This window comes from Dietzia sp. Cai40 (genome assembly GCF_014145165.1).
Classification (GTDB): domain Bacteria; phylum Actinomycetota; class Actinomycetes; order Mycobacteriales; family Mycobacteriaceae; genus Dietzia; species Dietzia natronolimnaea.
The window spans coordinates 1-8468 of record NZ_JAALEB010000174.1; the positions used below are offsets into that span (position 1 = coordinate 1).

The window sequence follows — 8468 nt, forward strand, 5'->3', positions numbered from 1 at the left end:
CGTCGCGGAGGTCCTCACGGACAACGACATGGGGGCATCCCGCTGGTCGGGTGTGGCCCGCCCCGCGTACGAGCGACTAGCCGGCACCCTGACCGCCGGCGACGTACTCGTCACCTGGGAAGCAAGCCGAGCACAACGAGACCTCGCCGCATACGTGGCCCTGCGTGACCTGTGCGCCGAGCGGGGCGTGCTGTGGTCCTACAGCGGCCGGACGTACGACCTGACCCGAGGTGATGACCGGTTCGGTACCGGCCTCGACGCGCTCATCGCTGAGCGGGAAGCGGACCAGATCCGTGAGCGCACCCTGCGTGGGAAGCGTGCCGCCGCCCAAGCTGGCAGGCCCGCAGGCAGGCCACCGTACGGGTACCGGCGTTCATTCGACCCCGACACTGGGACGACGACTGGGTGGACTGTCGACGCCGAAGAGGCGCCCATCGTGCGGGAGGTTGCCCGCCGGTTCCTCGCCGGGGAAACGCTGCGCGGGGTTACCGCAGACCTCAACCGGCGCGGGGTGCCTGCCCCGAAGTCTCAGAAAAATGCACTCGAGCATTGGGTGCCCCGGCGGCTGCGTCTCATCCTCGCGTCCCCGACGTACGCCGGCCTACGCCAGCACCGGGGTGAGGTCATTGGGTCCGCCTCGTGGCCGGCGCTCATCGAGGAATCGGACTGGCACCGGATACAGGGCATCCTCGCTGACCCTGCCCGCAAGGTGGGGCCGGGGCCGGCTGCCCGCTACTTGCTGTCTGGGATCGCCCGTTGCGGGGTGTGTGGCGCCGGTATGCGCCACTACTTTCCGAAGTCGGTGGCCTCGCCGAAGTACCAGTGCTCATCCTCGAGGGCGTGCACCGCTCGACGCGCCGCCCCGATCGACGAGCTCGTCACAGGTGTCATCGTGGGCCGTCTGTCCATGCCGGATGCAACCGAGGTCTTCACGACCCCGGTTGACGGGCACGCCCAGGCGCTCGAGGAACTGCGAGCCCTACGGGACCGCCTGGACTCGTTCGCCGATGCCGCCGCGGCCGGTGAGGTGTCCGCGCCGGCGTTCGCCCGCATCGAGGCCCGGCTACTCCCCCAGATCGCCGACGCCGAGCGCCGCGCCACCGCAGGCGCCACAACCCCGGTTGCCGAGCTGGTCACCGCCGACGACGTACAAGCCGCGTGGGACGCCCTACCGATTGAGTCCAAGCGCACCGTCGTGCGTCTACTGCTCGAGGTGACCGTGAACCCGTCCACGGTGGGCACCCGCCGGTTTAATCCCGATGACATCGAACTGAGGTGGAAGCCGTGAGTGAACGAACCCGCAGAATCCGTACAACGGACACCACCCGACGTCATGGAGCGCTACCCGGCTCGAGAACGCCGCCCCCACTGCTGACCCTCCGCCGCCGTGGGTGCAACGACCGGCTAGCCCGTGTCTACGTCACGCCGGACGGTTTCCACGTTCTAGGCGACGAGTTCACCCTCCCGCCAGATGAGTTCATCGCCCGCGAATACGTGGACAGTTCCGGTGCCCCGGTGGTCGTGGACGGGCTCGAGCTGACCCTCGGCAACTGGCAGGCAGGCCGTTTCGTGATCGAATCCCGCGCTGTGTCAGGGGTTGACCGCGTGTTACCTGCCGACATCACCGGGTGGGATGCCGCCGCCCGGTTCGAGCTGGGGTGCAAGCACGCTCATGGGTGGATGCAGGTGGATGACCTGCGCGACCGGGTCGCCGCGGCCGGTAGGGCTGGTCGGGAGCGCCGTAAGCCACCAGCGTCGGCAGAATACGTCGACTTGACGTAAACGTCTGGAACATGCTGTAACCTGTACGACAAGAACTAGCGGCGCGATTGCCCAACCACCGAGCGGGTAAGACTCGGAGGACCCTGAAAGAGGGTGCAATCGCCCATGTCCTCAACGGACGTCTACAAGGCACGATCGGCAGTCGCCGTCGCCGCCCGCCGCAAGAACCCCGACCAGCTCGCAGATGCTCGCCGCGAGCTCGCGTGCGCGAACATCACCGCCGCTGTCGAGAAGCACCTCGCCGCCGCCCCGCCGCTCACCGACGACCAGCGCCGCCGCCTGGCCGGACTGTTCACCGGGGGTGCATCCGCGTGAACGCAAAAGAGAACGCCCCCGCTGTGAACGAGGGCGCCCCAAACCATCCGACTGCTGACGATTCTACCCCGCGCCACGACAGTGTGCTCGCCGCCGCAGCCGGGTACGCCGTCCTCGTCGAAACCGGTGAGGGCCGATACCGGAGAAGGCTGTTCCTGACGTTGGCATCGGCTGAACGGGCCGTGAACCGCGCCCGCGACCGGGGCAGGTACGCATACCTGGTCCTCGTCACCCTCACCCCGCAGGCGGTGATCCAGTGACCATGCTCGACCACGCCCTCGCCTACGCCGCCCAGGGGCTCGAGGTGTTCCCCCTCGTCCCCAGGACCAAGCGGCCGGCAACCGCCCACGGCAAAGACGATGCGACCTCCGACGCCGACCAGATCCGCGCATGGTGGACCGCAACCCCCGACGCGAACATCGCCGCCCGACCCCCGGCCGGTGTCGTGGTCCTCGACGTCGACCCCCGGCACGGTGGCACGCTCGACGCGCTGGGAGACCTCCCGCCCACCTATCGGACCAAGACGGGCGGGGGCGGCTGGCATGTGTGGGCATGGCTACCCGAGGGGGTGGCCGACCGGGTCCGCGGGAAGCTGGACGGGGCCGAGGGGATCGACGTCAAGACCTCGAGCGGGTACCTCGTCATGCCGCCGAGTGTTCACCCCGACGGGGGCCGGTACGTCCTCGAGGACGACACCGAACCGGCAGACCTACCTGCCCACCTACTCGACCGGGTCGTGCGCCGCCCGGTGGTCCGCGAGAGGCCCGCAGTTGCCCCCAGGATCAACGGTGACGAGCGCGGGGGCCGATACTGGGCCGCCGCCCTCACCGCCGAACTCGACGCCGTCACGGGCGCCCCAGAAGGGTCGCGTAACGACACCCTCAACCGGGCCGCCTACAACCTGGGAACCCTCGTCGTCGCCGCCGGTGCCGACCCCAACGACGTCGCCGACCAGCTCGCCACCGCAGCGCGGGGAATCGGCCTGGACGACCACGAGGCAGCGGCCACGATCCGATCCGGTCTGACCGCCGGCATGGACCAACCCCGCGACATACCGGACCCGTCCGGTTCGACCGGTTCGACCAGTCTGTCCGGTTCGTCCGGTAGGGGTACCGCCCCCGATATGTCCGGTTCGACCGGTTCGACCGGTTCGTCCGGTTCGATAGAGGGGGTCACTGTAGACCGGACGGAACCGATTCTCGACGAGGTCCGCGACTGGCTCGCCCGATACGTTCGCACGACCTCACCCGGTGACCTCGACATCCTCGCCTTGTGGGCCGTGCACACGCACTTCATGGGGCAGCTCTACACAACCCCGCGGCTGTTGCTCGACTCGCCAATGCCCGAGGCCGGCAAGACCACCGTCGTCGAACACTTCGCCCGGTTGTGTTTCTCCCCCTCGCAGGCTTCCGCCCTGTCGTCGGCGGCGCTACTGGCCCGCATGGTCCGCAGCGAACCCCGGACCCTGCTGATCGACGAGGCCGACCGCAACCTCGACCCGAAACGGGACGGCGTCGGTGACCTACTCAGCGTCATCAACACCGGATACAAGCGGGGCGGAACCCGCCCGGTACTCGTCCCGGTCAAGGACGGCTGGGAAGTGCAGGAAATGTCGACATACTCGCCGGTCCTCATGGCCGGCATATCGCCGAACCTGCCCGACGACACCCGATCCCGGTGCATCCGCGTGGTCCTCATGCGCGACCACGACGACACCGTCGAAGAATCCGACTGGGAAGCAATCGAGGACGACGCCGACCAGCTCGCCGCACGCATCGCAGCGTGGGCCGAGGTTGTCGCCGACGAGGTCGCCGTCAACAGGCCACCACTACCCGAGGGGATCAAGGGGCGTGCCCGCGAACGCTGGTCACCGCTCAAGCGAATCGCCACCGTCGCCGGGGGCCGTTGGCCTGCCACCGTCGACGAGCTCGCCACAACCGAGGCCGAGGAACTCAAGACTGAACGGGAGGAAGGTCACGTGCAGAAGCGGCCTGCGCTGGCACTCATCGACCACATCGCCGAGGTGTGGAAACCGTGGGAGACGTTCGTGGGATCGGAGGACCTCGTCCGGCGACTCATCATCGCTCACCCCGAAGTGTGGGGCGCTGAAAGCTCATACGGGCGGGCGCTGACCGTGCAACGCATGGGGCGGATGCTCTCGAGCGCGTACAAGGTGCACACTACGCGGCAGTCGACCGACGACCGCACCCGCGGATACACCGCTCGATCCCTCGACGCGGCAACGTCCGGTTTGGGACTACCCCCCTTGGGTGAACCGGACGAACCGGTCGAAGCGGCCGAACCGGACGGGATGACGGCGTGAACCCACTGAGCGAACTACTGGCCGGCCGGGACCGCTGGACCGGCGCCGCCTGCCTGGGCCGGTGGCAACTGTTCGACCCCCGCCGGGACGACGAGGCCGCCGAGGACTACAGCGTCCGCGTCACCCTCGCACAAGGAATCTGCGGAACCTGCCCGATCCTCACCAAGTGCCGCGACTACGCCGGCAACGCCCGCCCCAACCAACGCGCCGGAATCTGGGCCGGGGTCGCCTACGACCACCGCGGCCGACCGGTCCGCATCCCCTCGAAGGAGTCCAAGTGATCCGCCCCCAAGCTGACGTGTCCGCGCATGTCTACCGCTACGACAAGCACATCGTCATGCGCCTGAACCGCGACAACTACCGGCTGACCAAGCGTGAGGCCGTACTGCTCGCAAACGAGCTCGTCGACGCCGCCGAGCAGTCCGCCGACACCAACAGTGATCCTGCCCCTTCTGGACCACCCGCACCCAAGGAGCGCCACCAGTGAACCGGCAACTACTCATAGAACTGGACCGCCGCATCGGCGCCGACGTCCTCGCCCACGACCAGAACGGCACCCACGTCCTGCCCCTGCAATCGGTGACAGTCACCCGCACCGAGCTAGACGCCGCCGGCCTCGTCCTCGACGACGTCCCCAACCTCACCATCGTCAACTACTAGAGGTGAAAACCGCCCCGGCCTGGTACAATGCACCTAAGTGCAAGAGATGCCGGGCCGGGTGCCCACCTCACGCACCCCGCCCCCAGGGCACGCCGGATGAGCCAGGAGCCACCGGAAACACACACCGTTGTTTCCCGATGGCACAACCAAAGGCCGTCGGCTACCTGTAGGAGGACCAATGTCCACCCCCATCACCACCAGCACCACCGCGGCCGCATGGTCGCCCGACATTCACACCTTCGCCCCGGCAGACGTCATCGGCAACGCCCTCGTCCTGTCCACCTCGACGGTCTCCGGCCGGCTCGAAGGTGACGAGCCGATGCTCCGAGTTGCGTACGTCTCCGACGACGACGCCCAGTTCGTCGCCGAGGGTGCCCCGATCGACGAGGCCAACCCGGCCCTATCCGAGGTCACCGTCGCCACCGGCAAGGTTGCGACCCTCGTCCGCCTCTCCCGCGAGCAGTACGTGCAGCAGCAGACCGCCGGCCTCCTGTCCGACAGTCTGCGCCGCGCCGTCGTCAAGAAGGCCGACACCGCATACCTGACCCAGCCGGCACCGACCGCACCCGCAGTCACCCCGCCCGCCGGGATCCTGCTCGACACCGGCATCGAGGCCGCCGCCGCAAACATCGACACCGACCTCGACCCGCTGGTCGACCTCGTCGCCGCCCTCGAAACCAACGGCGCAACCCCGTCGGGAATCCTGCTCGCTCCCGACACCTGGGCCTCCCTTAGGAAAATCAAGACCGCCACCGGCAGCGCCGCCACCCTGCTCGGAGCTGGCACCCAAGACGCCGCAATGAGCCTGCTCGGCCTGCCCGTGAGGGTCCACTCCGCTGTTCCCGCCGGAACCGGTGTCGTCTACGACCAGGCCGCCATCGTGTCCGCCGTCGGTGACCTACAGCTCGCCGTCAGTACGGATGCCTACTTCGCATCCGATTCCATCGCGGTCCGCTGCACCTTCCGATTCGGTGCCGCACTCGTCCGCCCCGACCGCATCGGCACCTTCAGCATCGCAGCCGCCGTCTAACAATGATCGTCGACCGGGCCGACCTGCCCACCAGCGTGCGCAACCACGAGCTTGTGGCCACGCTGGTGGCAGGCGCCAACGCCCGAGCCCTACGGATCGCGCCATGCCTGGCAGAGGACGGGCGAGACGCCGCAAGGGCAGAGGCCAAGCTGATCCTGGCCGGCGCCGTACAACGGTGGGCACAAGCAGGCAGCGGCGCAATCCAATCCGCAACCGCGGGCCCGTTCCAGATGTCGACGGATACGCGGCAGCGTACGGGGTTCAACCTGTGGCCAAGCGAAATCGGGGTGCTGCAACAACTATGCCCCCGCACCACCGGCCACGCCTTCACAATCGACACCGAACCCACCACCGAGCACCCGAAGCAACCAACCGGGTAACCCCATGAACCCCGCCGGTTTACTCACCTTTCCCGGCGGCCGGCAGCCCCCGCCGGCAGCTCACCGAGCGAGGGCTGCCACTCACCCAGGGGAGCCACCCCTCCCCCCACCCCAACGAGAACCCTCACGGCATACATGCTCGGAACATGTACGGGTCTGGGGATGCCGGGCTGTGAGGTCGTGGTGACCGTGCAGTTGCGGTGATGACGGCGGCAACTGCCGTGTTTAGCGCCGTGGTTGGTGTGCGGAGGTGTTCTCCGTGCGCGTGGTCCAGGTGGTGTTGGTAACACCACCTGGGTGGTCACCGCTAGGGCATTGGCACCTAGCGGTGGCGGGGTCTGATCCCTCGTCCCCAGAGTGGCCCTCGAATCCATGTCCCCATATCGAATCTGGGCACGACCGCTAGACCCACCCCGATTGGGACGAGTCTGGTCGTGACCCCCTGGCATGTCCGGCCGGACACCATGCAGGGAGCGCCCCAGCCCGTTCTGGGGTGTGCACACGGGAGACAGTTGGTTAGGGGCGGAACTGTCCAGAGAACGCCCGTCAGATCGCACGCTGAGCGATCACCGCGCCAGTCGTGGGCCTGAGGGCCACGACTGCACGGAAACGGCTCAGGGAGCGATTCAGGGGGTGTTGTCGAGGAACTGCCGGATCATGGCGTCGCGCTCGCGGTCGACCATCTCGGCCGCCTGGAGCAACGCGTACCCGAGGGTGCGGCACTCCTCCACGGACAGGACCGGCGGCGGCGTGGTGCCGTTGTGGGTCCACAGGGAGATGGTGGGCACGTCCTCGTCGTCGTGCTGCATGACCCACACCTGCGCCCGGTAGCGGCGCCGGCCGCCCTCGTCGTGGGTCACGTACTCATCCCAGACGACGCCGGTGCTGCGTGACTTGGTCCGGGTGGTCTCGCCGTGCTCGTCGGTGCGCTCGGACTCGTTGGTCCACCACTGGTCGCCGCTCATCGCTGTGCCTCGAGCTGGGCACGGCGGGCGTGCATCTGCGCGTACTGCGCTCGGAACAGTGCCTCGTTGAGGTCTGAGAGCTGGTCGAGGTTGAGGTCGATGTCACCGGACACGTACAGGGTCGGTGGTTGCTCGACGCCGTTGTCGATGAAGGTGGAGACCTCGACGGTGATGCTCTGAGTTCCGGCGGTGATTTCACGCCGGAAGTGGGTGATGAAGTCGCCGTTGACCGGCGGGGGTGCGGGTATGCTGCTGTTATCCATGACGGTTCCTTCGTCGTGGTCATGGTCCCGGGGAGCGCCAACTCCCGCGGGGCCGTTTGTGTCGAATGGAACCTAGACATGCAACCTGTGGAGGCCGGTGACCCCGTGTCGGTCTCGGGGCTGCGTACCGACAACATCGGCATGTCCTTCTACGGCTTCTACCGTCCGACCGGCGGATGACGGCCGAGACCTGCCGCCACACCGACCCGATGACCGGGGTCGTCGCCGAGGTCGGTACCGACGGCGTGCCGGTGGGCCTGGCGCTGCCCGCGGAGCTGCTCGACCGCGCGCCCGCGGACGTCGCGCGGGCGGTACTGCGCACTCTCACGGCAGCGGCGAGCGAGGCCCGCGAGCTGCTCGACCGACTGGCCGAGCAGGAATGGGACGGGCAGGAATGGGACGGGCAGGAATGGGATGACGCGGACCGGGACGCGGAGGGGTGGGAGACCCCGGAGGCGGGCCGGGCGGACACGGACGACGGCCCGACGGGGGGTGCCACGTGAGCGGCGGCGGGTTGGACGTCGAGGCGTTCCTCGATCGCCTGCGCGGGATCGCCGCCGAGTGGGAGTCCGCCCACGACCAACTGGAGACACTGCGGGTGGTGGCCTCGAGCCCGGACCGGATCGCCACCGCCACCGCCGACTCCGGTGGCGCGGTGATCGACCTCGTACTGTCGGCCGGGTTGCGCGCCCACGGCTGCGAGACGGTGGCGTCCGCCATCCTCGAGGCCACCTCCAGTGCCGTCAGGCA

General features: G+C 68.4%; 14 protein-coding genes. 12 read left to right on the plus strand and 2 right to left on the minus strand.

From position 1 onward, the window contains the following. The 10 genes from G6022_RS07540 to G6022_RS07585 all read left to right on the plus strand — a co-directional run. The coding region (locus tag G6022_RS07540; protein ID WP_182691292.1) for a recombinase family protein at positions 1–1288 on the plus strand (1288 nt) is incomplete at its 5' end. Next, positions 1285–1782: a hypothetical protein gene (locus G6022_RS07545; protein WP_182638436.1), complete on the plus strand. Its 498-nt coding sequence runs from the start codon at positions 1285–1287 to the stop codon at positions 1780–1782. The genes G6022_RS07540 and G6022_RS07545, both read left to right, overlap by 4 nt. A gap of 105 nt (positions 1783–1887) precedes the next feature. After that, complete coding sequence (locus G6022_RS07550) at positions 1888–2097, plus strand: hypothetical protein (protein WP_182638435.1); 210 nt, start codon at positions 1888–1890, stop codon at positions 2095–2097. A gap of 83 nt (positions 2098–2180) precedes the next feature. Next, complete coding sequence (locus G6022_RS07555; protein WP_182638434.1) at positions 2181–2357, plus strand: hypothetical protein; 177 nt, start codon at positions 2181–2183, stop codon at positions 2355–2357. A 2-nt stretch (positions 2358–2359) separates the two neighbouring features. Next, positions 2360–4420 carry a bifunctional DNA primase/polymerase gene (locus tag G6022_RS07560; RefSeq protein ID WP_241731110.1) on the plus strand — a complete coding sequence of 687 codons (2061 nt, stop codon included), beginning with the start codon at positions 2360–2362 and terminating at the stop codon, positions 4418–4420. After that, the gene (locus G6022_RS07565) at positions 4417–4701 is read left to right on the plus strand and encodes a WhiB family transcriptional regulator (RefSeq protein WP_182638432.1); all 285 of its coding nucleotides are present in this window, start codon (positions 4417–4419) and stop codon (positions 4699–4701) included. Before G6022_RS07560 ends, G6022_RS07565 begins: the two co-directional genes overlap by 4 nt. Beyond that, on the plus strand, positions 4698–4907 hold the full coding sequence (locus G6022_RS07570) for a hypothetical protein (protein ID WP_182638431.1): 210 nt from the start codon (positions 4698–4700) through the stop codon (positions 4905–4907). The genes G6022_RS07565 and G6022_RS07570 overlap by 4 nt, the downstream gene beginning before the upstream one ends. Then, complete coding sequence (locus G6022_RS07575) at positions 4904–5080, plus strand: hypothetical protein (protein WP_182638430.1); 177 nt, start codon at positions 4904–4906, stop codon at positions 5078–5080. The genes G6022_RS07570 and G6022_RS07575 overlap by 4 nt, the downstream gene beginning before the upstream one ends. Positions 5081–5258: 178 nt before the next feature. After that, a complete protein-coding gene (locus G6022_RS07580; RefSeq protein WP_182638429.1) occupies positions 5259–6110 on the plus strand; it encodes a phage major capsid protein in 852 nt (283 codons plus the stop codon). Between the two features lie 2 nt (positions 6111–6112). Beyond that, entirely contained in the window at positions 6113–6490 is a 378-nt protein-coding gene (locus G6022_RS07585; RefSeq protein ID WP_182638428.1) for a hypothetical protein, read from the plus strand. A 626-nt stretch (positions 6491–7116) separates the two neighbouring features. Here the strand turns inward: G6022_RS07585 and G6022_RS07590 are convergent. Both G6022_RS07590 and G6022_RS07595 read right to left on the minus strand, forming a co-directional pair. Continuing rightward, complete coding sequence (locus G6022_RS07590; protein ID WP_182638427.1) at positions 7117–7455, minus strand: hypothetical protein; 339 nt, start codon at positions 7453–7455, stop codon at positions 7117–7119. Continuing rightward, positions 7452–7718, minus strand: a complete 267-nt coding sequence (locus G6022_RS07595; protein WP_182638426.1) for a hypothetical protein — start codon at positions 7716–7718, stop codon at positions 7452–7454. The genes G6022_RS07590 and G6022_RS07595 overlap by 4 nt, the downstream gene beginning before the upstream one ends. 176 nt (positions 7719–7894) lie before the next feature. On the opposite strand from G6022_RS07595, the gene G6022_RS07600 reads away from it, so the two are divergent. Next, positions 7895–8221: a hypothetical protein gene (locus G6022_RS07600; RefSeq protein ID WP_241731109.1), complete on the plus strand. Its 327-nt coding sequence runs from the start codon at positions 7895–7897 to the stop codon at positions 8219–8221. Beyond that, positions 8218–8468: YbaB/EbfC family DNA-binding protein (locus G6022_RS07605; RefSeq protein WP_182691293.1), on the plus strand; the 251-nt coding region annotated here is incomplete at its 3' end. The genes G6022_RS07600 and G6022_RS07605, both read left to right, overlap by 4 nt.

Excerpts from the sequence above, each read along its gene's own strand:
- G6022_RS07560 (WP_241731110.1), top strand. The coding sequence starts at position 2,360 with ATGCTCGACCACGCCCTCGCCTACGCCGCCCAGGGGCTCGAGGTGTTC.
- G6022_RS07580 (WP_182638429.1), top strand. The coding sequence starts at position 5,259 with ATGTCCACCCCCATCACCACCAGCACCACCGCGGCCGCATGGTCGCCC.
- G6022_RS07600 (WP_241731109.1), top strand. The coding sequence starts at position 7,895 with ATGACGGCCGAGACCTGCCGCCACACCGACCCGATGACCGGGGTCGTC.
- G6022_RS07550 (WP_182638435.1), top strand. The coding sequence starts at position 1,888 with ATGTCCTCAACGGACGTCTACAAGGCACGATCGGCAGTCGCCGTCGCC.
- G6022_RS07590 (WP_182638427.1), bottom strand. The coding sequence starts at position 7,455 with ATGAGCGGCGACCAGTGGTGGACCAACGAGTCCGAGCGCACCGACGAG.
- G6022_RS07595 (WP_182638426.1), bottom strand. The coding sequence starts at position 7,718 with ATGGATAACAGCAGCATACCCGCACCCCCGCCGGTCAACGGCGACTTC.
- G6022_RS07585 (WP_182638428.1), top strand. The coding sequence starts at position 6,113 with ATGATCGTCGACCGGGCCGACCTGCCCACCAGCGTGCGCAACCACGAG.